This window comes from Ramlibacter sp. bp-362 (assembly GCF_054956735.1).
In genome coordinates, this window is record NZ_JBUDXE010000017.1 from 37363 (window position 1) to 59085 (window position 21723).

Annotated in this window: 21 protein-coding genes; 1 reads left to right on the forward strand and 20 read right to left on the reverse strand. The window is 70.8% G+C overall.

Going from position 1 to position 21723, the window contains the following annotated elements; translation table 11 throughout:
* Positions 1-2: 2 nt before the first annotated feature.
* The 11 genes from neuC to ACY0MJ_RS19305 are packed head-to-tail and all read right to left on the reverse strand — an operon-like array spanning position 3 to position 11818.
* Entirely contained in the window at positions 3-1139 is a 1137-nt protein-coding gene (gene neuC, locus ACY0MJ_RS19255) for a UDP-N-acetylglucosamine 2-epimerase (protein WP_462640157.1), read from the reverse strand.
* A gap of 4 nt (positions 1140-1143) precedes the next feature.
* Positions 1144-2169 (reverse strand): N-acetylneuraminate synthase, encoded by a 1026-nt coding sequence (neuB, locus tag ACY0MJ_RS19260; protein ID WP_462640158.1) that lies wholly within the window; start codon positions 2167-2169, stop codon positions 1144-1146.
* Entirely contained in the window at positions 2169-2957 is a 789-nt protein-coding gene (locus ACY0MJ_RS19265; RefSeq protein WP_462640159.1) for an SDR family oxidoreductase, read from the reverse strand. Before ACY0MJ_RS19265 ends, neuB begins: the two co-directional genes overlap by 1 nt.
* A 1-nt stretch (position 2958) precedes the next feature.
* Positions 2959-4314: a glutamate-1-semialdehyde 2,1-aminomutase gene (locus ACY0MJ_RS19270; RefSeq protein WP_462640160.1), complete on the reverse strand. Its 1356-nt coding sequence runs from the start codon at positions 4312-4314 to the stop codon at positions 2959-2961.
* Positions 4311-5288, reverse strand: a complete 978-nt coding sequence (locus ACY0MJ_RS19275; protein WP_462640161.1) for a Gfo/Idh/MocA family protein — start codon at positions 5286-5288, stop codon at positions 4311-4313. Before ACY0MJ_RS19275 ends, ACY0MJ_RS19270 begins: the two co-directional genes overlap by 4 nt.
* Positions 5285-5992 carry an acylneuraminate cytidylyltransferase family protein gene (locus ACY0MJ_RS19280; RefSeq protein ID WP_462640162.1) on the reverse strand — a complete coding sequence of 236 codons (708 nt, stop codon included), beginning with the start codon at positions 5990-5992 and terminating at the stop codon, positions 5285-5287. The genes ACY0MJ_RS19275 and ACY0MJ_RS19280 overlap by 4 nt, the downstream gene beginning before the upstream one ends.
* Complete coding sequence (locus ACY0MJ_RS19285) at positions 5989-7224, reverse strand: glycosyltransferase (protein ID WP_462640163.1); 1236 nt, start codon at positions 7222-7224, stop codon at positions 5989-5991. The genes ACY0MJ_RS19280 and ACY0MJ_RS19285 overlap by 4 nt, the downstream gene beginning before the upstream one ends.
* Positions 7221-8999, reverse strand: a complete 1779-nt coding sequence (gene asnB / locus ACY0MJ_RS19290; RefSeq protein WP_462640164.1) for an asparagine synthase (glutamine-hydrolyzing) — start codon at positions 8997-8999, stop codon at positions 7221-7223. The genes ACY0MJ_RS19285 and asnB overlap by 4 nt, the downstream gene beginning before the upstream one ends.
* 1 nt (position 9000) lies before the next feature.
* Positions 9001-9555, reverse strand: coding sequence for a sugar transferase (locus tag ACY0MJ_RS19295; RefSeq protein ID WP_462640165.1), 555 nt, complete (start codon positions 9553-9555; stop codon positions 9001-9003).
* Positions 9552-10355: an aldolase/citrate lyase family protein gene (locus ACY0MJ_RS19300; RefSeq protein WP_462640166.1), complete on the reverse strand. Its 804-nt coding sequence runs from the start codon at positions 10353-10355 to the stop codon at positions 9552-9554. The genes ACY0MJ_RS19295 and ACY0MJ_RS19300 overlap by 4 nt, the downstream gene beginning before the upstream one ends.
* Before the next feature lie 11 nt (positions 10356-10366).
* Positions 10367-11818, reverse strand: coding sequence for a lipid II flippase MurJ (locus ACY0MJ_RS19305; protein WP_462640167.1), 1452 nt, complete (start codon positions 11816-11818; stop codon positions 10367-10369).
* Positions 11819-11905: 87 nt separating this feature from the next.
* Between ACY0MJ_RS19305 and lysS the strand changes: the two genes are divergently transcribed.
* Positions 11906-13432, forward strand: a complete 1527-nt coding sequence (gene lysS / locus ACY0MJ_RS19310; RefSeq protein WP_462640168.1) for a lysine--tRNA ligase — start codon at positions 11906-11908, stop codon at positions 13430-13432.
* Positions 13433-13556: 124 nt separating this feature from the next.
* Here the strand turns inward: lysS and nagZ are convergent, their stop codons facing one another.
* The 9 genes from nagZ to lepA are packed head-to-tail and all read right to left on the reverse strand — an operon-like array spanning position 13557 to position 21336.
* Positions 13557-14645 carry a beta-N-acetylhexosaminidase gene (gene nagZ, locus ACY0MJ_RS19315; RefSeq protein ID WP_462640169.1) on the reverse strand — a complete coding sequence of 363 codons (1089 nt, stop codon included), beginning with the start codon at positions 14643-14645 and terminating at the stop codon, positions 13557-13559.
* Positions 14638-15045: a holo-ACP synthase gene (gene acpS / locus ACY0MJ_RS19320; RefSeq protein ID WP_462640170.1), complete on the reverse strand. Its 408-nt coding sequence runs from the start codon at positions 15043-15045 to the stop codon at positions 14638-14640. Before acpS ends, nagZ begins: the two co-directional genes overlap by 8 nt.
* Complete coding sequence (locus tag ACY0MJ_RS19325) at positions 15042-15788, reverse strand: pyridoxine 5'-phosphate synthase (protein ID WP_462640171.1); 747 nt, start codon at positions 15786-15788, stop codon at positions 15042-15044. The genes acpS and ACY0MJ_RS19325 overlap by 4 nt, the downstream gene beginning before the upstream one ends.
* Positions 15785-16528 (reverse strand): DNA repair protein RecO, encoded by a 744-nt coding sequence (recO, locus tag ACY0MJ_RS19330; protein ID WP_462640172.1) that lies wholly within the window; start codon positions 16526-16528, stop codon positions 15785-15787. Before recO ends, ACY0MJ_RS19325 begins: the two co-directional genes overlap by 4 nt.
* Positions 16525-17478 carry a GTPase Era gene (gene era, locus ACY0MJ_RS19335; RefSeq protein ID WP_462640173.1) on the reverse strand — a complete coding sequence of 318 codons (954 nt, stop codon included), beginning with the start codon at positions 17476-17478 and terminating at the stop codon, positions 16525-16527. Before era ends, recO begins: the two co-directional genes overlap by 4 nt.
* Positions 17475-18158 carry a ribonuclease III gene (rnc, locus tag ACY0MJ_RS19340; RefSeq protein ID WP_462640174.1) on the reverse strand — a complete coding sequence of 228 codons (684 nt, stop codon included), beginning with the start codon at positions 18156-18158 and terminating at the stop codon, positions 17475-17477. The genes era and rnc overlap by 4 nt, the downstream gene beginning before the upstream one ends.
* Positions 18159-18168: 10 nt before the next feature.
* Positions 18169-18525, reverse strand: coding sequence for a DUF4845 domain-containing protein (locus ACY0MJ_RS19345; protein WP_462640175.1), 357 nt, complete (start codon positions 18523-18525; stop codon positions 18169-18171).
* Positions 18526-18545: 20 nt separating this feature from the next.
* The gene (lepB, locus tag ACY0MJ_RS19350; RefSeq protein WP_462640191.1) at positions 18546-19511 is read right to left on the reverse strand and encodes a signal peptidase I; all 966 of its coding nucleotides are present in this window, start codon (positions 19509-19511) and stop codon (positions 18546-18548) included.
* A gap of 13 nt (positions 19512-19524) precedes the next feature.
* Positions 19525-21336 carry a translation elongation factor 4 gene (gene lepA / locus ACY0MJ_RS19355; protein ID WP_462640176.1) on the reverse strand — a complete coding sequence of 604 codons (1812 nt, stop codon included), beginning with the start codon at positions 21334-21336 and terminating at the stop codon, positions 19525-19527.
* Positions 21337-21723: the final 387 nt, after the last annotated feature.

Below are 21723 nucleotides of genomic sequence, written 5' to 3' on the forward strand. Positions count from 1 at the left end.
CTTCAATAGCTGTTGGTCTTCTCGAGCACGCTGCGATCCAGCGGCAGGCGCGCGAGCAGTTGCGCGATGCGTTCGCCGGCGCGGCCGTCGCCCCAGGGATTGTCACACGGCCACGGCCCGTGGCGGCGCTGCGCGCGCAGCGCCTGGGCGATGGCCCCGGCCTCCGCCGGCACGTCCACCACGTTGGGCCCGTGCTCGCGCAGGTGCTGGCGGCTGCCCACGTTGACCACCGGCGTGCCGAAGCTGGCCGCCTCGATGATCCCCGAGGACGAGTTGCCGGCCATCACGGCGCAATGGCGCATGGCCGCACAGAACTGCGGCCGCGGCAGGTGCGTGACGCGGCGCGAGCCGGGCGGCAGCGCCTGCGCGTCCAGCGCCGCCAGGATCTCGCGCGCGCCGGCATCCGCGTTCGGATCCATCCAGAGGACGGGCAGGCCCAACTCGCGCAGCGCCTGCCTCAGCGCCTCGGTCTGCTGCGCCGCCTGCCCGGCCTGCTGCACCACCGGGTGGAACAGCGCCAGCACGTAGTCCGCGCCGGCCGGCAGGCCCAGGTCGGCCAGCGCCTCCTCGCGCGTCCCGGCGGCCAGCGCCTGCAGGCCGTCGAGACCGGGCGCACCGGTCACGAAGATGCGTTCGTCCGCTTCGCCCATGCGCAGCAGGCGCTCGCGCGCCGCAGGGGTGGCGACGCAGTGCCAGCTCGCCAGCTTGCTGATCGCGTGCCGCACCGGTTCGTCCACGGTGCCGGAGCGTTCGCCGCCGTGCACGTGCACGACGGGCACGCCGACATGCAGCGCCGCGATCGCGCCGGCCAGCATCTCGCCGCGGTCGCCGAGCAGCAGCAGCACGTCGGGCCGCGCCCGTTCCAGCAAGGTGGTGATGCCGCGCAGCACGTCGGCGATCGCCAGCGCCATGCTGGCGCCGCTGCGCGTGAGCACGTCGACGGGAATCTCGGCCAGCACGTCGAGTCCGCTCGCGCGGATCTCGTCCACCGTGCGGCCATGCTCGGCGCTCAGGTGCGTTCCCGTCGCCACCACCTGTACCTGCAGCCCCGGCGTGGCCTGGATGCGCTGCAGCGTGGACTGCATCAGCCCGAAGTCGGCCCGGGTTCCGCTGAGATAGAGGATGCGGCGGGCGGCCATGCTGTCAGTCCCGCGCCGGCGCGAGCTGCTCCCACTGCAGCACGCTGCCGGCGGCGATGGCCGTGCGCGCCGTGGCGCCCAGCACGCGTTCCCATTCGCGCGGCGCGATGCCGGTCGCCGGGCGGCGGCACGCCAGCATGGAAGGCTGCAGCGTCGCCCCGGCGGCGATGTCCACGGCGGCCACGATGCTGCGCCGGGCGACCCGCGCCGCGTCGCGCTCCTCGGGGCGCGGCGCCTTGAAGCCATCGCCCAGCATGGCGGAGATCCGCCGGATGCCGCGCACCATGGCGGCGAACTCCTGCGGCTCCAGCGAGGCCGCGTGGTCCGGGCCGGGCAGCGTGCGGTCCAGGGTGAGGTGCTTCTCGATCACCGTGGCGCCGAGACTCGCCGCGGCCAGCGCCGCCTCGATCCCGGTGCTGTGGTCCGAATAGCCGATGGGGGTGCCCAGCGCCTCGCCCATCGTCGCGATCGCGCGCAGGTTCAGCGCCGCGTCGGGCGCGGGATAGGCGGAGGTGCAGTGCAGGACCGTCACGCCGTCCAGCGACCCTCGCACGGCGCGCGCCCATTGCAAGGCGTCCTGGACTTCGTCCAGCGTCGCCATGCCCGTGGACAGCAGCACCGGCAGGCCGGTCGCGCAGGCGTGTTCGACGAGCGCGCGGTGCGTCAGCTCGCCCGAGGGCAGCTTCATCCGCCGCACGCCCAGCTCCACCAGCAGGTCCACCGCCGCCAGCGAGAAAGGCGTGGAAAAGAACTCGATGCCGATCGCCGCGCAATGGTCGCGGATGCGCTCGTGCTGCTCGCGCGTGAGCTCCAGCTTGCGCAGCATCGCGAACTGGTCCTGCTCGCCGGTCTGGCGCTGCTGGTAGGCCGCCGTCGGCGCGCCGGGCACCACCAGGTCCTCGGCGCGGAAGGTCTGGAACTTCACGGCGTCGGCGCCGGCCGCGCGGGCCGCGTCGCACAGCGCCAGCGCCCGGGCGAGGTCGCCGTCGTGGTTGACCCCGGCCTCGGCGATGACGAACACGCCCGCCATCACCAGACCGTCCAGCCGCCGTCGACGACGAGGTTGTGGCCGTTCAGGTAGCTCGCGGCGTCGCTGGCCAGGAACAGCATGCCGTTCACGATGTCCTCGCGCCGCGCCATGCGCCCGAGCGGCACGCGCTGCGCGTAGTTCCGGACGAAGGTCTCGTTCTGGCCGCTGAACACGCCGCCCGGCGTGATCGCGTTCACGCGCACGCCCTGCCCGCCCCAGTAGCTGGCGAGGTACTGCGTCAGGCCCCAGAGCCCCGCCTTGCTGGCCGAGTAGATGGCCGGCGTGTTGATCGCGCGCCCCTCGTACTCGGAGCCTTCGTAGATGCGCTGGTCGGGCGCGACGATGCCGTAGATGGAAAGCGTGTTGACGATCGCGCCGCGGCCGCGCGTCGCCATGGGCGCGCCGAAGGCCTGCGCGCACAGCATCGCGCCGGTGAGGTTCACCGCCAGCACCGCGTTCCAGTCCTCCAGCGGGAAGTCCTCGAAGGGCGCGAAGAAGTTGTCGCTCTTGGTGGCCGCGTTGTTGAACAGGACGTCCGCGCTGCCCCACTGCGCGTGCAGGCGGCCGGCCGCGGCGCGCACGCTCCGCGGGTCGCTGACGTCCATGGGGATCTTCAGCAGCCGCTCGCCGTCCGGCCCCAGCGCCTCGAGCGCTTCGACGCTGCGATCGAGCGCGCAGACGCGCGCCCCCGCCTCCAGGAAGGCAGCGACGGCGCCCTGCCCGATGATGCCGGCCGCGCCGGTCATCGCGATGGTCTTGCCGTCCAGGCGGAAGGGGTGGCCGGCCATGTCAGTTGAACTTGCGGAACACGGGCTTGATCGCCGGGCCTTCGAGGAAGCGCTCGACGCCGGATTCGAGCGCCTGCGCGAACACGCCGAGCGCGGCGCGCGCCGCTTCGAACGTGCGCTCCAGCTCCCCTTCGCCATGCGCGAAGCTGGGCGCCACCCAGGGCATCAGCACGCCCTGGCGCACCATCTCCTGCGCGAACAGCGTGCGCAGCGGCAGGCTGGGCTGGCCTTGCGCATCGAAGGTCGCGTAGTTCATCGAGATGGCGTTGCCCTGCAGCTGGAACTGCTGCGCGACGCCGGCTTCGCGCGCGACCCGTTCCAGCCCCGTCATCAACCGCGCGCCGTACTGCCACAGGTGCCGGACCACGTCCTTCTCCTCGTAGACCCGCACCGTCTCGAGGAAGGCCGCGAGGCTCGCCATCTCGCCGCCGTGCGTGGTGGAGACCAGGAAGGTGCGTTCCTGCCCCGGCTTGTTGATCGCGCCGACTTCCATCACCTCGCGGCGTCCCACCAGCGCGGCGACGGCGAAGCCGTTGGCCATGCCCTTGCCGAAGGTGCTCAGGTCCGGCTGCACTCCGAACAGGTGCGCGGCCCCGCGCAGGTCCCAGCGGAAGCCGGTGATCATCTCGTCGAGGATGAAGAGCGCGCCCTCGCGCCGGCACAGGTCCTGCACCTGCCGCAGGAAGTTGCCCGGCCACTGCGCCACGGCCGGCGTGGGCGGCTGCAGGCGGTCGTAACCGGGCGCTTCATCGCAGGGCCCGACGGTGGTCGCCGGCTCCAGCATCACGCCGGCGATCCGGCCCGGATGCTCCGCGAACAGCTTCTGCAGGCTGGCGATGTCGCCGTAGTCGAACAGCAGCGTGGTCGCGTGATGCACCTCCGGGATGCCGCGTTGCAGCGCCGTGGCGCCGATGAACCAGTCGTCGAAGGAGAAGAAGGGATGCTGGCGCGGCACGCACACCAGCGGCCGGCCGGTGAAGGCGCGCGCGACCTTGGCCGCGGCGGTCGTGACGTTGGAGCCGTTCTTGGCGAACTTCACCATGTCGGCGCCGGGGATCAGGTCCACGATGCGCTCGGCCGCCTCCAGCTCCAGCACGGAAGCGCGCGTGAGGTTGACGCCCAGCTCCATGCCGCGGATCCCGGCCCGGTTGATGCGCTCGTCCGCGTAGCCCAGCGTCACCGCGCGCAGGCCCATGCCGTAGTCCAGCAGCGTGCGGCCGTCCGGCGCCGTGACGTAGGCGCCCTTGCCGCTCACCAGGATCTCGGGCGCGTTGGCCGGGTGCTGGTCGTCCCCGCGCGAATAGGTGTGCGCCCCCCCGGGGATGACGCGGTGCAGGCGCTCGCTGTAGCTCGTCATGCGTGGCCCTCGATGCGTTCCAGCAGTTCCAGCACGCGGATGTCGTCTTCCAGCGTGTGCGGGAAGCGTCCGCGTCCCTGCGCCGCCGCGAGGAAGCTGGCGATCTCTTCCATGTACATGGCCTCGCCGATGTTCTGGTGGTAGCCGGCGTGGGCGTCGCTGCGCGGGGGAGCGATCTCCACCGTGCGGCCGCCATCGGCCTCGTAGATGCGGATCACGCCGCTGTCCCAGTCCCAGGCCAGCGAGGCCCGTTCGAAGTTGAGGGTGAGCTTGCGCACCGCCTGGCGCGCGACGACGTCCACGACCAGGCTGCCGACGCCTTCCTCGAAATGCAGCAGCGCCGCGTAGGTGTCGTCGATGGGCGCGCCGACGTCGGTGGTGCGCAGCTTCATGCCCTGCACCGTCCGCGGCCAGCCGAAGGCGTCCACGATCCAGGTGAGCTCGAAGGGCACGATCTCGCGCGCGCCGCCGGTGAGCGGGTTGGAGACGTAGTAATCGCTGACCTTCTCCCACGGGTGCCAGTCCGGCAGGTACTGGCCGCAGTGGTAGGAGAAGTTGCAGGCGCGGCCATAGCGGCCGGAGCGCACGATGTGCGTGATCTCGCGGATCGCGGGGTGGAAGCGCAGCGTGCACGAGGGCGCGACCAGCACGCCTGTCGCCTGCGCGCGCGCGGCCAGCGCCGGCAGCGGATCGCGGATCACGCTCGCTTCCACGAAGCAGGGCTTGCCGGCGGCTATCGCCCAGGCGATCGCCGTGTGGTGCTGGTCCGGCGGCGTGGAGATCACGACGACGTCGAAGCCGCGCAATTCTTCGGCGGCGAGCTGCTCGGGCACCGCGATGCCGTACTCCTGCGCCGCCTGCGCGCGCCGGTCGGCCCGCGGGTCGAAGCCGCTCACGTCCTGCACGCCCTGGGCGCGCAGGCAGCGCACGCGGCGCCGGCCCATGGATCCCAAACCGATCACCAGCGCCTTCACGGCAGCCTTCCCTGGAAATGTTGCATCACGGCTTCCACGCAGAGGAAGTCGAACAGGTCGTCGACTTCGTAGTTCTGCCAGCGTTCGATTGTGTACCCGAGGACCCGCGGCGGGTAGAAAGTGCGGAAGCGCTCCAGCGCCTCGGTCTTCACCGCGTAGGCCACGCCATAGGGGAACCAGGCCACCGGCGGTTCGCCATCGGCGGGCGCCGACCAGGGCGCGAGGCGACCGTCGGCGTCCATGCGCTTCATCACGGCCGGCTGCTCCAGCTGCACGCGGCCGACGGTGACGATGGCGTCCGTCTCGTCCCAGCGCCGGGCCAGCAGCCCGGCGACGCCTTGCAGGTCCGTGCTCGCCCGCAGCGGGGAGGTCGGCTCCAGCAGGACGACGGCGTCGAAGTGGCGGGCCTCCTGCGTGCGCAGCCAGTCCAGTGCATGCAGCGCCGCGTCGGCCGAGGTGCTGCTGTCGTCCGCGAGCGCGGGGGGCCGCAGGAAGGGCACGCGGGCGCCGTGCTGCCGCGCCACCTCGGCGATCGCGGCGTCGTCGGTGGAGACCACCACGTCCAGGATCGCGCCGCAGGCGCGGGCCTGCTCGATGCTCCAGGCCACCAGCGGCTTGCCGGCCAGCGGCCGGAGGTTCTTCCCGGGCAGGCGCTTGCTGCCGCCGCGGGCGAGGACGAGTCCGAGGATGCGGGGCGCCTTCATGCGCGGTTCCTTGCTGCCAGAGCGGCTATTTCATGCGCGACGCGCTGCGCCGCGCTGCCCTGCGGCCCGGCGGCGGGCCGCTCGCGACGGGCGGAGCGCAGCTGTTGCGAAAGCAGGTCCGGGAGCGCCTGCAGGTCCGGGGCCGCCACGCCCATGCCCAGCCGCCCGTAGTCCATGCCCGAGCGCTGCACCAGCGGCGAGAAGGCGAGGCCGATCACCTGCTTGCCGGCGGCGTGCGCCTGCGCGCCGACCGTGGTCGCCTGCACGACCACGGCGTCGGCGGCGGCGAGCACGGGCAGCAGCGGCTCGCGATCCGGCTGGCTCCAGTGCAGCCGCGCATGCGGCGGCGGCGGGGTGAAGCGGTGCCATTCGTTCGGGTGGTAGCGCACCGCCAGCGCCGCCTCTTCGCGGGCGAGCGTGAAATCCACCAGTCGCTGCTGGACGGCCTGCCCCAGGGCGGCGCCGGCCCAGCGCGGATCCGCGTCGTCCGGTTCCATGTGTCCGGCCCACAGCACGATGGGCCGCTCGCCCCAGCCGCGCCCGGCGCGGAAGCGCGTGGCCTCGGCCTGCGCCTGCGCGCCGGCGAGCGCATCGAACGCGGGATTGCCGGTGACGACGATCCGCTGCGGATCGACGCCGGCCTCCAGCAGGTTGCGCCGCGTCGCCTCCGACAGCACCGTGATGCGGTCGGCGTGCACGCTGCGCGCGCGGTAGGGGTCGCCGGGCAGCGCGAACAGGTCCACCATGGACAGCGTGGGGATGCCCAGCGCCTGCGCGGCCTCGATCGCGGCCTGCTCGCTGCGCGGCGAGTTGGTGGCCACGACGACGTCCGGCCGCAACTGCTGCAGGATGCGGCGCAGCCGCTGCACGGGAAGGAAGCCCTGGCGGCCGGTCTCGCGCCAGCGCTGCCAGGCAGCGTCCTCGCCCAGCGTCTCCACCCATTCGAGGAAGTTGAGCCCGAGGTAGGCGAGCGACTCCTCGCGGGCGACGTCGGGATGCCGCTGTTCGCCCAGCAAGGCTTCGCCGTAGCGCAGCGCGCGCGCGCCCTGCTCGCCGGCGATGAAATCGCGGAAACCCAGCGGCTGCTCGCCGGCGCGGCGGGCGACGCCGGCCGCCGTGGTCAGCGCCAGGATGCGGGCCTCCACGCCGGGCACCTGTTCGCGCAGCGCGCGCATCACCGGCAGGCACATCTCCACGTGGCCGCCGCCGTAGCAGACGAACAGGACCTTCATCGCTGCGCATCCCACAGCGCCAGCGCGGCCAGCGCGCGCAGCTCACGGGTGAAGTTGGCGCTGCCGTCCCGGTGCCGCTGCAGCATGCCTTCCACCCGGCCGGGCTCGAACAGCTCCTGCACGAGGGCGCTCGCGGCCAGCACCTGCCGCAGCCAGCCATGGCTCTCGTGCCGGAACCACTCGCCCACCGGCACGGTGAACATCTGCTTGCGCCGGTAGGCAAGGTCCTCGCCGATCAGGGGCGCGACCGCGCGCTTGTACCAGTGCTTCTTGTCGCCTTCCGGGGACAGCTTGGTGGCGCCGGGCGCGCGGAAGGCGAACTCCATCATCCGCCAGTCCAGGAAGGGTGTGCGCGCCTCGATGGACACCGCCATGCCCATGCGGTCGGGCTTCACCAGGTTGTTGCCGCACAGGAGCAGCTGCATGTCGAGGTACAGCGCCTGGTTCACGCGGTCGAAGTGCGCGGCCTCGGCGAACCAGGGGCGGGCCGCCGCCTCGAAGCTGTCGAGGCCGGCCAGCCGCTGCGCGACAGCCGGCCGGTACAAGGCCTGCTTCGCCTGCGGCGCGAACAGCGAGATCGCGTCGAAGTAGCTGCGCTGGAAGGCTTGCACGTCCTGCGTGAAGGCGTCCGGACGGGCGAAGTAAGCCGCGTACTTGTCGTAGCCCGCGAAGAGCTCGTCGCCGCCATCGCCGGTCAGCACCACCTTGACGTGGCGCGCCGCGAGCTCGCTCACGCGCAGCGTCGGCAGGAAGGAGGCGTCGCCGTGCGGCTGGTCCAGGTGGTGCAGCACCTGGGGCCAGCGTTCCAGCATGTTCAGCTCCACGACCTCGCTGGTGTGCTGGCAGCCGAAGCGTTGCGCCGCCTGCGCCGCGAAGGCCGACTCGTCGAAGCGCGGGTCGGCGAAGCCGATGCAGAAGGTGCGCACCGGCCGCCGCACGTGCCGCGCCATCAGCGCGACGACGCTGCTGGAGTCCACGCCCCCGGACAGGAAGGCGCCCCAGGGCACGTCGGCGCGCAGGCGGATGCGCGTCGCATCGTCCAGGATGGCGAGGAACTCCTCGGACCAGGCGGCGAAGTCCTGTTCGCGCTGCTGCTGCGCGGCCAGGTTCCACCAGCGGCCCTGGCGTGCGCCGGCGCGGGTGAACTTCATCCAGCAGCCGGGCAGCACGTGCCGGATGTTCTGCCACACGGTCCAGGGCGCCGGGATGTAGTTGAAGCTCAGGTAGTGGTGCAGCGCCTCGAGGTCGACCGCCGGCTGCGCGTCCAGCGCCTGCAGCAGCGCCTTGATCTCCGAGCCGAACAGCGTGCGGCCGCCCTGCTCCGCGACGTACAGGGGCTTGACGCCGATGCGGTCGCGCACCAGCGTGAGCGAATCGTCGCGCGCATCGTCGATCGCGATGGCGAACATGCCGTTGAGGCGGTGCACGAAGTCCAGGCCCTCGCGCTCGTACAGGCGCAGCAGCACCTCGGTGTCGGAATGCGTGTCCAGGCGCACGCCCTGCGCCCGCAGTGCGTCGGCGAGCTCGACGAAGTTGAAGATCTCCCCGTTCTGCACGATCGCGATGCGGCCGTCGTCGGACACGAAGGGCTGGTGCCCGAGCGCGAGGTCGATGACGGACAGCCGCCGGTTGCCCACGGCCACGCCGCGCTCGTGCTGGTGGCGGATGCCCTCGTCGTCCGGCCCGCGATGCACCAGGCTGCGGGCCATGCGCGCCAGCGCCTCGTCCGCCAGCGCCCGGCGCTCGCGGTCCCAGTAGCCGAAGATGCCGCACATGTCAGTTCGCGCCCTGGCCGGAGAGGCGGCCGACGGTGCGCGCGAGGATGCGCAGGTCCAGCCAGAGGCTGCGTTCGCGCACGTAGCGCAGGTCCAGTTCGCGGCGCTGGTCTTCCGTGCCTTCGGAGCGCAGTTCCACCTGCGCCAGGCCGGTGATGCCGGGGCGCACGCTGCAGCGCAGGGCCCAGTCAGCGTCGTTGTAGAGAGAGCGCTGCACCGGCAGGTCGGGCCGCGGGCCGACCAGGCTCATGTCGCCGCGCAGCACGTTCACCAGCTGCGGCAGTTCGTCCAGGCTGGTGCGGCGGATGAAGCGGCCGACGCGCGTGATGCGCGGATCGTTCGCCGCGGTGTTGAACGGGCCGATCGTGGCGGCGTCGAGCACCATGCTGCGGAACTTGAGCATGCCGAAGCTGCGCCCGTCGCGGCCGACGCGCTCCTGCCGGAACAGCACGGGGAAGCCGCTGTCCCAGGCGACCGCCACGGCGGTGGCCAGCAGCACCGGGCTCAGCAGCAGGAGCGCGAGGCCGGCCAGCACGATGTCCACCAGGCGCTTCATGGCCGCGCGGGCAGCCCCGCGGCGATGGAACGGATGCGCGCGGTGATGCGCTGCGCGTCCGCCTGGACCTGCTGCGGCGAGCGCGCCGCCAGTTCGCTTTCGGCCGCGCGCAGCGCCGCGACCTCACGCTCGAAATCCATGGCGTCGTCGCGATGGAAGGTGCGCGACAGGATCACCGATGCGGAGCCCAGGCGCAGGTGTTCCGCCAGCACGTCGCGCCCGGGCAGCAGGCCTTCGTCGAGCCGCGCGATGCCGCCGAAGCCGAAGGGCAGGCCGTGGCGGCGCGCGACCGCGGCGACGCGTTCCACGCTGCCATCGGCCAGCGGCTCGAACATGAAGCGGCAGCCGAGCGACAGGTGCAGGTCGTTCAGCCCGACGTAGATCTCCTGCAGGCCGGGCGTGCCGGCCCATTGCTCCACGCTGGCCAGCGCCGCGGCGGTTTCCAGCAGCGGCACGATGGGCGCCCGGCCGGCGACGATCGCGGAGAAGGCGCCGAGGTCGGACGCGCCCGTGAACATGGGCAGCATGAGGCAGTCGGCGCCGGCGGCGAGCGCCGCATCGACTTCGCCGGGCGTGCCTTCGTGCAGCGGATTGACGCGCACCATCAGGCGCGAATTGCGCAGCACCGCGCGGATGCGGGCGACGTCCTCGAGGCGGTGGGCGCTGATGAAGGTGTCGCGGCCCGCCTGGCGCTCGGCCTTGCCGAGGCGCTCGAGATCGACGAACAGGCGGAAGCCGCCCAACGCATCGCAGCGCTGGGCGAACGCCGGATCGTTGGTGATCTGGATCAGCTCGAGCATGCCCGCAATGATTATCGCGCCAGTGCGGAGCGCAGGTCGCCGCTGGCCCACCATGTGGCGCCCAGGACGGCGGCCGCGCCTGCCACAGCGGCAAGCCACTGCAAGGCCAGGCTCTGCGGCAGGCCGAAGGTCCAGGTGAGCGCCTGCAGGACCAGCACGGCGCCCCCGGCGACGCCGAGCGCCCGCCACGGCAGCCAGCCCTGGCCGGCCGGGCGCAGGGCATGCAGCAGCAGCAGGGCGATGGCCGTCCAGAGTCCGTCCAGCCAGGCCATCAGCGTGCCGCCGTCGCTGGCCCGGGACAGCAGCAGGATCACCAGCGCCGCGGCGTAGCCGAACACCGCGACGCGCAGCCGCCCCTGCGCGGCCAGCGCCGCCGTCGCGATGGTGGCGAGCGCTTGCGGCAGCAGGCTCCAGGCGCCGATCCCGCCCCACTGCGCGATCGCGGCGAGCCCCTCCGCCTGCATGCGGCCCCAGCCGAACAGCAGTTGCGCGACGGCGGGGGCGGCCAGCAGCAGGCCGGCCGCGCTGGCGCAGGCGAGCGTCCAGGCGAGCGCGAAGCCGCGCCGCAACATCGCCGCCGTCTCCGGCGCGGAACCGCTGCGCACGGCCCGCGCGATCGGCCCCAGCGCCAGCGTGCCCACGAGCTGGATCGCCAGGACCAGTGGCAACTCCACCAGCTTCCAGGCGTAGTTGAAGGCCGCCAGCGCGCCCGGCGCGTCCTGCGAGGCGAGCGATCGCGCGGCGAAGGGCAATGCGAGCGGCAGGCCCGCGGCGGCGGCGGCCCAGAGCCACACCGAAGCGCCCGGCAGGGCTACGGTATCGGCCGCGGCAGCAACGCGCCGCACCGGCCGCTGCCGCCTGCGCAGCCAGGCGAGCCGCGCCGCCATCGCGAGCACCAAGCCCGTGCCCAGCACCGCGACGTCGGCATGCGGTGCGCCGCCGGTCCATGCCGCGACGACCAGCGCCGCGATCAGCACCGCGTTGACGACCAGGTTGGCGGCATAGAGGCCCGTGAAATCGCGTTCGTGCTGCAGCCTCGTGACCCACAGGGCGGCCAGCAGGGCCGGCGGCACGGCGGCCGCGGCCCACAGGAGGCCGGTCGCGGCCGGCTCCTGCAGCGCCGGCGGCAGTCCGCCCGCCAGCCAGCCCAGGACGGGCACGTGCGCCACCGCGAGGAGCAGCGCCATCACGACACCGCCCGCCAGCAGGCGTCGGGCGACGCTGCGCTGGCTCGCGGCGATGCGGGCCGCCTCCTCGTTCGCCCACGCGGGCAGGAGCACATAGGCGAGCGCGCCGCTGGCCAGCACGCCCGTGAGCCAGTCGGGCAAGGTCAGCATCAGCACGGCCACGTCGCCCATGCCGCTGGTGCCGAAGGCGGCGGCCAGCGCCGACTCGCGCAGCAGTCCCAGGAACCGGCTGGCGAGGAGCAGCGAAAGCGAGAGGACGCCGGTCCGGAGGAACATGGCGGGATTATCGGGGGCGTACGGCCGGGCTCGCCGGCGAAACCTACAATGGAGGGTTTCGCCCTCCCGCGCAGCCGCGCCCGGTCCATGTCCTCCACCCCCAGCCCCCAGCCCACCGACGAGAACCAGCTGATCGCGGAGCGCCGCGACAAGCTCAAGGCCTTGCGCGAGGCGCAGCGCAACGGCGGGGGGCCGGCCTTCCCGAACGACTTCAAGCCGGGCGCGCAGGCGCAGCAGCTGCACGATGCGCACGGCGGCAAGACGGCCGAACAGCTGGAAGCCGAGGCGCCGATGGCGCGCGTGGCCGGCCGGATGATGCTCAAGCGCGTCATGGGCAAGGCCAGCTTCGCCACGCTGCAGGACGCGAGCGGCCGCATCCAGGTCTACGTGACGCGCGACGCCGTGGGCGAGGAGGCCTACGCCGCCTTCAAGCACTGGGACCTGGGCGACATCGTCGGCGCCGAGGGCAAGGTGTTCAAGACGCGGACCGGCGAGCTCTCGCTGCACGCGACCAGCATCCGCATGCTCACCAAGAGCCTGCGGCCGATGCCGGACAAGTTCCACGGCGTCGCCGACCAGGAGGTGAAGTACCGCCAGCGCTACGTGGACCTGATGACCGACGAGGAGGCGCGCAAGCGCTTCGTCGCCCGGAGCAAGGCGATGTCGGGCATCCGCGACTTCATGGTGCAGCACGGCTTCCTGGAAGTGGAGACGCCCATGCTCCACCCGATCCCCGGCGGCGCCAACGCCAAGCCCTTCGTCACGCACCACAACGCGCTGGACCAGGCGATGTACCTGCGCATCGCGCCGGAGCTGTACCTCAAGCGCCTGCTGGTGGGCGGCTTCGAGCGCGTGTTCGAGATCAACCGCAACTTCCGCAACGAAGGGATCTCGGTGAGGCACAACCCCGAGTTCACGATGATGGAGTTCTACGCGGCCTACTGGAACTACCAGGACCTGATGGACTTCACCGAGGCGCTGCTGCGCGACGCGGCGCAGAAGGCGGTGGGCACGCTGCAGCTGTCCTACGGCGGCCAGGCCGTGGACCTCGCGAAGCCCTTCGAGCGGCTGACCATTCCCGAAGCGATCGTGCGCCACAGCGAGGCCGGCGAGAACGTGGGCAACCGCGACTGGCTCATCGGCCAGCTGCGCAAGCTGGGCCTCACCGAGGAGAAGGATCGCCTGTCGGGCCGCTCGCTCGCCTCGCTGCAGGTGCTCTACTTCGAGGAGAAGGTGGAGGAGAAGCTGTGGCAGCCGACCTTCATCATGGAGCACCCGACCGAGATCTCGCCGCTGGCCCGCGCCAACGACCAGCGGCCGGAGGTGACGGAGCGCTTCGAGCTGTACATCACGGGCCGCGAGATGGCCAACGGCTTCTCCGAACTGAACGACGCCGAGGACCAGGCCGCGCGCTTCCAGGCGCAGGTGAGCGCGAAGGACGCGGGCGACGACGAAGCGATGTTCTTCGACCACGACTTCGTCCGCGCCCTCGAATACGGCATGCCGCCCGCGGGCGGCTGCGGCATCGGCATCGACCGGCTGATGATGCTGCTGACGGACAGCCCGAGCATCCGCGACGTGATCCTGTTCCCGGCGCTGCGGCGGGAGGGATAGGAATACGGACAGCCGGACGCAAAAGTCGCAAAAGCACGCAAAGGTCGCAAAAGAAAACCTTTAAAGGATTTTTTTGCGACTTCTGCGCAACCTTTGCGACCTTTGCGTCCGGTAATCCGGCTTCCTACGGCAACAGCGACAACGCCCGCATGTAGCGCGGCTCCGTCATCAGCGCGTCCCAGGTGATGGACGGTCCGCAGGGCAGCAGCGCCAGCCTGCGCTGCTCGCTCGCTTCGCTCGCGTGCCATTCGCCGCGGGACTGCGCTTCCGACAGGCCGTCCAGCATCTCGTCGATCGCCGTGCCGCCCGGGCTGTTCACCGATTCGTTGCACAGCAGGACCATGTCGCAGCCGGCGTTCAGCGCCACCAGCGCGGCTTCGGTGTAGCTGACCTCCCGGCCTTCGATCTTGCGGGCGCCGGCCATGCTCAGGTCGTCGCTGAAGATCGCGCCCTGGAACTGCAGCTGCTCGCGCAGGATCTCGTTCAGCCAGCGCGGCGAGAAGCCCGCCGGGCGGCGGTCCACCTTGCTGTAGATCACGTGCGCCGGCATCACGCTGGTGAGCGTCGTGCCCAGCCACTCGTAGGGCAGCGCGTCGTCGCCCAGGATCGCCTTCAGCGGGCGGTCGTCCACCGGGATCTCCAGGTGCGAATCCGCCTTCACGTAGCCGTGCCCCGGGAAGTGCTTGCCGCAGTTGGCCACGCCCGCCTGCAGCAGGCCGTGCATCAGGCTCTTCGCCAGCAGCGTCGCCACCCGCGGGTCGCGCGCGAAGGAGCGGTCGCCGATCACGGAGCTGGCGCCGAAGTCCAGGTCCAGCACCGGCGTGAAGCTGAAGTCGACGCCGCAGGCCCGCAGCTCCGCGCCCAGCACGTAGCCGGCGGCCGTCGCCGCTTCCATGGCGCGCATCGCGCCCGTGCCCTCGCCCGCCCGGCCGTCGTCGAACCACAGCTCGCCGAAGCGGCGCATGGGCGGCAGGTGGGTGAAGCCGTCGCTGCGGAAGCGCTGCACGCGTCCGCCCTCGTGGTCCACCGAGATCAGCAGGTCGGGCCGGACCGCCTTGACCTCTGCGCACAGGGCCGCGAGCTGCTCGCGGCTGTCCCAGTTGCGGGCGAAGAGGATCATCCCGCCGACCAGCGGGTGCGCCAGGCGGCGCCGGTCCGCGTCGTCCAGCGCCAGGCCGGCGACGTCGATGACCACCGGGGCATGCTCACTCATGGTTCTTCTCTTCCTGTTCGATGACGACGAAACTCGCCGCGTAGTCGCTCTCGTCGGTGACGCTCACCTGCGCCTTCAGCCCGCGCGCCTCGCACCAGGCCTTCAGCTCGCCGTGCAGCACGATCACCGGCTTGCCGGAAGCCAGCTTGCCCACCTCGCAGGCGCGCCAGGTCATGGGCATGCGCATGCCCAGCCCGACCGCCTTGCTGAAGGCTTCCTTGGCCGAGAAGCGCGTGGCGAGGAAGCGAACGCCGCGTTCGGGCCAGCGGGCGCTGCGCGCCTGCCAGGTCGCGAACTCGGCGTCTCCGAGGATCTTGCGCACGAAGCGCTCGCCATGGCGTTCGAACGAGGCGCGGATGCGGCGCACGTCGCAGATGTCGGTGCCGATGCCGTAGATCACGGGCGGGCGCCGCGCGCGATGGCGTCCAGGTAGGCGCGCACCGTGGCTGCGTAGCCCAGCTCCAGCGCGTCCGCGACCAGGGCGTGGCCGATCGACACCTCCAGCACGCCGGGGACGGCGCGCAGGAAGTCCGGCAGGTTGTCGCGGTTGAGGTCGTGGCCGGCGTTCACGCCCAGGCCGCAGTCCTGCGCGGCCCGCGCGGCGGCGGCGAAGCGCCGGAGCTCCTCCGCCTGGCGCGGCGTGCCCCAGGCCGCCGCATAGGGTTCGGTGTAGAGCTCGACGCGGTCGGCGCCCACGGCCTGGGCCAGGGGCATGGCCTCCGGGTCGGCATCCATGAAGAGGCTCACGCGCACGCCCAGGGCGCGGGCCTCGGCGACCAGCGGGCGGACACGTTCGGCGTCGGCGCGCAGGTCCCAGCCGTGGTCGCTGGTGAACTGGCCTTCGCTGTCGGGCACGAAGGTGCACTGCTGCGGCCGCAGCTCGCGCACGAAGTCCATCAGGTTGTGGAAGGGGTTGCCCTCGATGTTGAACTCCGCCTGCGGCCAGGCGGCCAGCAGCGCGTGCAGTTCGCGCACGTCCTCGGCGCGGATGTGGCGGGCGTCCGGGCGGGGATGCACCGTGACGCCGTGCGCCCCCGCCTGCAGGCACAGGGTGGCGGCGCGGGTGACGCTGGGGATGCCCAGGTGGCGGGTGTTGCGCACCAGCGCGACCTTGTTGAGGTTGACGGAAAGCGCTGTGCTCATAGGCCCTGCAGGTCGATCATCAATTGGCGCGTGCGCAGCGTGGCGACGCCGCAATGGTAGTGCAGCAGCGCGCGCAGCTGCGGCTTGAGCTCGCCCATGGCCGCGGCCTGCTGCAGCGTCGCGTTGAAGGGCGCCGGGTCGTCCAGCGCCGCCTGCAGCGCCTGCCACTGCGCGCCGGGGAGGCTGCCGCGGCCGTCGCCCTCCTGCGCTTCCAGGAGGCCGCCTTCGGGCCGCAGGGCGTAGGCCTGTCTTGGGTCCAGCGGCGCCAGCGTGGCCGTCTGCAGGTCCAGCGTCGGCAGCAGGCCGATCTCGCGCAGCAGCAGCAGCTCGAAGGCGCGCAGGGCCGGCTGCAGCATCGCCGGCTCGTTCGCCGCCAGCACGCGCACCGCCGCCGCATAGACGTCGAACAGGGCCGGATGCGGGTCGTCGCGGGCCAGCAGGCGCAGCAGCAGCTCGTTGAGGTAGTAGCCGGACAGCAGCGCGTCGCCGGTCGGCATGACCTGCCCGCCGACCCACTCGGCCGCCTTCAGCGTGCGGATCTCGGCGTCGCCGCCGAAGGCCACGTGCAGCGGCTGCAGCGGCAGCAGCACGGGACGGAAGTTCGAGCTGGGCTTCTTCGCGCCCTTGGCGACCACGGCGATGCGGCCGTAGTGGCGCGTGAGCAGCTCCAGGATCAGGCTGGACTCGCTCCAGTCGTAGCGGTGCAGGACGAACGCCGGTTCGTCGGCGATGCGCTTCATTCGTAGCCGAAGGAGCGGACGCGGGCCTCGTCGTCCGCCCAGCCGGAGCGGACCTTCACGAACAGCTGCAGGAACACCTTGGCGTCGAACAGCTGTTCCAGCTCCTGGCGCGCCTCGGTGCCGATGCGCTTGAGCTTCTCGCCGCCCTCGCCGATCACCATCGCCTTGTGGCTGTCGCGCTCGACGACGACGGTGGCGGCGATGCGCACCATCCGCTTGAATTTCGGGCTGGGCTCTTCCTCGAACTTCTCCACCACCACCGTGGAGGTGTAGGGCAGCTCCTCGCCGGTCAGCCGGAACAGCTTCTCGCGGATCATCTCGCCGGCCATGAAGCGCTCGCTGCGGTCGGTGAGCTCGTCCTCGCCGTACCACCAGGGCTGCTCCGGCAGGTACTTGCCGCAGACTTCCAGCAGGCGGGCGATGTCCTTGGGCTGCTTGGCCGAGATCGGCATGAACTCGGCGAAGGGATGCCGCTGCTGCATGTCCCGCAGCCACGGCGCCAGCTCGCCGCGGCGGTGCACGAGGTCCAGCTTGTTGGCGACCAGGATGGCCGGGATGCCGGGCTTCAGCAGCGCCAGCACCTTGGCGTCGCCCAGCGTGAAGTTGCCGGCCTCCACCACGAACAGCACCACGTCCACGTCGCCGACGACGCCGGTCACGGCCTTGTTCAGGGAGCGGTTCAGGGCGGAGCTGTGGCGCGTCTGGAAGCCCGGCGTGTCGACGAAGACGAACTGCGCGTTCCCTTCCGTGCGCACGCCGGTGATGCGGTGGCGCGTGGTCTGGGCCTTGCGCGACGTGATGCTGATCTTCTGGCCGACCAGCGCGTTCAGCAGCGTGGACTTCCCGACGTTGGGCTTGCCCACGATCGCGACCAGGCCGCAGCGCTGCGCGCCGACGGCCGTTTCGCCTTCGCCCTCGGGGGGAAGGCCGGGATGGGGGCTCTCGCTCATTTCAGTTTGGACTTCAGCGCCAACAGCATAGCGGCTGCGGCGGCCTGTTCGGCGGCCCGGCGCGATCCGCCGATCCCGCGTTCCACCAGGCCCAGCTCGGCCACTTCGCATTCGACGTCGAAAGTCTGCTTGTGCGCGGCGCCCAGGGTGCCCACGACCCGGTACACGGGCAGGCTCATCCGGCGCCCCTGCAGGACTTCCTGCAGCTCGGTCTTGGCATCCTTGGCGGCCACGGCCAGCGCCGGCTTCAGCTCCACGTTGCGGAACAGCCGGCGCACCAGCGCGTCCGCGGGAGCGTACCCGCCGTCGAGGTAGACGGCGCCGATCACCGCCTCCAGCGCGTCGGCCAGGATGGAGGGCCGCTGCCGGCCGTTCGTGCGCAGCTCGCCCTCGCCCAGGCGGATCAGCTCCGGCAGCCCGAGCGCGAGCGCCAGCTGGTGCAGCGATTCCTGCTTGACCAGCGAGGCGCGCACCTTGGTGAGGTCGCCCTCGGGCAGGGACTGCAGCTGCTCGTACAGCAGCGCGGACACGGCGAGGTTCAGGACGGAATCGCCCAGGAACTCCAGCCGCTCGTTGTGTTCGGCCGAGAAACTGCGGTGGGTGAGGGCCCGCGCCAGCAGGCGGGGATCCTGGAAGCGGTGCTGCAGCCGCTGCTGCAGCCCCGCGAGCGCGTCGGCCACGGGGTCGTCGTCAGCGGCCGGGCCGCGACTGGCCCTCGTACTTGAGGGTCAGCCAGGCGGGGCCGAACATGTGGTATTCCTTCTCGTAGGCGAACGACACGATGTTCTGGTCGCCGTTCTTGGTGACCTCGAGGTCCTTGCCGTGGATCGAGCTGATGCTGTCGATGTCGGCATAGCGGTCGAACGCCGCGCGCACCGCCGCCGGCGAGCCCTCGTCCTTGGCCTTGTTGATGGCCCGCAGCACCGCCTGGTATTCGAGCACCGACGGGAACGCCTGCAGCGCGACCGCCCCCACCGCCGCCAGCACCGCCAGGATGAAGATCAGCGTGACGATCGACATGCCCGATTGCCGCGATTTGACTGCCATGAAAGCCCTCCGTTCCTCGATCATTGGAATGTGCCGATGCGCTTGAAGTCGCCGAAATTCATCCAGATCAGGAACGCCTTGCCGACGATGTTCTTGTCCGGCACGAAACCCCAGTAGCGCGAGTCGAGCGAATTGTCCCGGTTGTCGCCCATCATGAAGTAGTGCCCCTCCGGCACCTTGCAGACGACCCCCTCGACACTGTAGCGGCAATTCTGCTTGAACGGAAACTCCTCCACCCCCGGCACGAAGGCGGGCCGCTCGTCGTCGTTCAGGAACGCGTGGGTCTTGCCGCCGATCGTCTCCTGGAACTGCTTGAAGTAGCGCATCGCGTCGCGGTCGAAGTAGTCCGGCAGCTGCGTCACGGGCACCGGCTGGCCGTTGATGGTCAGCCGCTTGTTCAGGTAGGCGACCTCGTCGCCCGGCACGCCGATCACGCGCTTGATGTAGTCCAGCGAGGGCTTGGGCGGGTAGCGGAACACCATCACGTCGCCGCGCTTCGGCGGCGTGCCTTCGGTCAGCTTGGTGTTGATCACCGGCAGGCGCAGGCCATAGGTGAACTTGTTCACGAGGATCAGGTCCCCGATCTGCAGCGTCGGGATCATGGAGCCCGAGGGGATCTTGAACGGCTCGAACAGGAAGGAGCGCAGGACGAAGACGGCCAGGATCACCGGGAACAGGCCCGCCGTCCAGTCCAGCCACCAGGGCTGCGCCAGCACCTTGTGCTTCGCCTCGGCGAGCTGCGGGTCGTCCACCGCGATCCCGCGGGCCGAGAGGTCCGCGTTGCGGCGCGCGGCCGCCTCCTCCAGCGCCGCCGCGGCCCGCCGCCGGCGCGGCAGGAACCACAGGCGCTCGGCCAGCCAGTACAGGCCGGTGACCACGGTGGCCAGGAACAGGAGCAGCGCGAAGTTGCCTTCGACGAGCTCGAAGTACCACGCGCCGGCATAACCGACGAAGGCCGCGAGGACCGCGGCCGTGAGGAAAGGCATCATCGTTGTATTTCTATTCTTCGACCTGGAGGATGGCGAGGAAGGCTTCCTGCGGGACCTCCACGGACCCGATCTGCTTCATCCGCTTCTTGCCCGCCTTCTGCTTCTCGAGCAGCTTGCGCTTGCGGGTGATGTCCCCGCCATAGCATTTTGCCAGCACGTTCTTGCGCAGCGCCTTGACGGTCTCCCGGGCGATCACGTTGGCGCCGATCGCCGCCTGGATCGCCACGTCGAACATCTGGCGGCTGATGATCTCGCGCATCTTGGCCACGACGGCCCGGCCGCGGTACTGCGCCTGGGTGCGGTGCACGATGATCGACAGGGCGTCGACCTTGTCGCCGTTGAGCAGGATGTCGACCTTGACGACGTCGGAGGCGCGGTATTCCTTGAACTCGTAGTCCATCGAGGCGTAGCCGCGGCTCACCGACTTCAGCTTGTCGAAGAAGTCGAGCACGATCTCGCCCAGCGGCAGCTCGTACGTGAGCATCACCTGGCGGCCGTGGTAGGCCATGTTGATCTGCACCCCGCGCTTCTGGTTGGCCAGGGTCATGACCGGCCCCACGTACTCCTGCGGCATGTAGAGGTGCACGGTGACGATGGGCTCGCGGATCTCCTGGATCTTGCCCTGGTCCGGCATCTTGGCCGGGTTCTCCACCATGATGACCTCGCCGTCGCCCTTGACGACCTCGTAGACGACGCTCGGGGCGGTGGTGATGAGGTCCTGGTCGAACTCGCGCTCCAGCCGCTCCTGCACGATGTCCATGTGCAGCAGGCCCAGGAAGCCGCAGCGGAAGCCGAAGCCGAGCGCCTGGCTCACCTCGGGCTCGTAGTGCAGCGACGCGTCGTTGAGCTTCAGCTTCTCGAGGCTGTCGCGCAGCGAGTCGTACTGGTTGGCCTCCACCGGGTAGAGCCCGGCGAAGACCTGGGGCTGGATCTCCTTGAAGCCGGGCAGCGGTTCCGTGGCCGTGAAGGCGGCACCGCCGGTGCCCGCCTTCACGAGGGTCACGGTGTCACCCACCTTGGCCGCCTGCAGTTCCTTGATGCCGGCGATGATGTAGCCGACCTCGCCGGCCTCCAGCGCCTCGCGCGGCGCGTTGGCGGGCGTGAACACGCCGAGCTGGTTGGCCTCGTAGGTCGCCTCCGTCGCCATCAGCTTGATGCGGTCGCCGCGCGCCAGGCGGCCGTCGACCACGCGCACGAGCATCACCACGCCGACGTAGCTGTCGAACCAGCTGTCGATGATCATGGCGCGCAGCGGCCCCGCGGGGTTGCCCTTGGGGGCCGGGATGCGGGCGACGATCGCCTCCAGGATCTCGTCGATGCCCATGCCGGTCTTGGCGGAGCACGGGATGGCGCCGGACGCGTCGATGCCGATGACGTCCTCGATCTCCTCCTTCGCGCGCTCGGGGTCGGCCTGCGGCAGGTCCATCTTGTTCAGGACCGGCACCACCTCGACGCCGAGGTCGAGCGCGGTGTAGCAGTTCGCGACGGTCTGCGCTTCCACGCCCTGGCTCGCATCCACGACCAGCAGCGCGCCTTCGCACGCGGACAGCGAGCGGCTCACTTCGTACGAGAAGTCGACGTGGCCGGGCGTGTCGATCAGATTGAGGTTGTAGACCTGTCCGTCACGCGCCTTGTAGGTCAGTGCGGCGGTCTGCGCCTTGATGGTTATCCCACGCTCCTTTTCGAGATCCATCGAGTCGAGCACCTGCTCTTCCATCTCGCGATCGGAGAGTCCGCCGCAACGCTGGATCAGGCGGTCTGCGAGCGTGGATTTGCCGTGGTCGATGTGCGCGATGATCGAAAAGTTTCTGATGTGATTCATCAACGGGAACGTTCAAGTGATTGATTCAAAAGGCGCGCACAAAGAAAAAAGGGCGCGTCATGAAGGTGACGCGCCCTGAACCAACAATCTATGGCAACTGCGATAGTTGGAGCTTCATTGTAGGCAAAACGCGCCGGGCGTACAGACTCGCGCTCTTGCCGGCCGGGCCGTTGCGGGTCAGCAACTCGCATCTTGTACACAGGTTTTCAACATGACGGGAAAGCGCTTGGCGGGACAACATGTGGGCCAGTTGTGGATCGGCCGGAGCAGCCGAGGTGCCCATCCCGCATCGTGGTGGAGGCGCCGCGCGATATGCCGGGATCCCCTGCTCGCCGCGGCGGATTCTACCCAATCCGGTTCTTAAAGCGCCCGACAAGTTAGCGGACG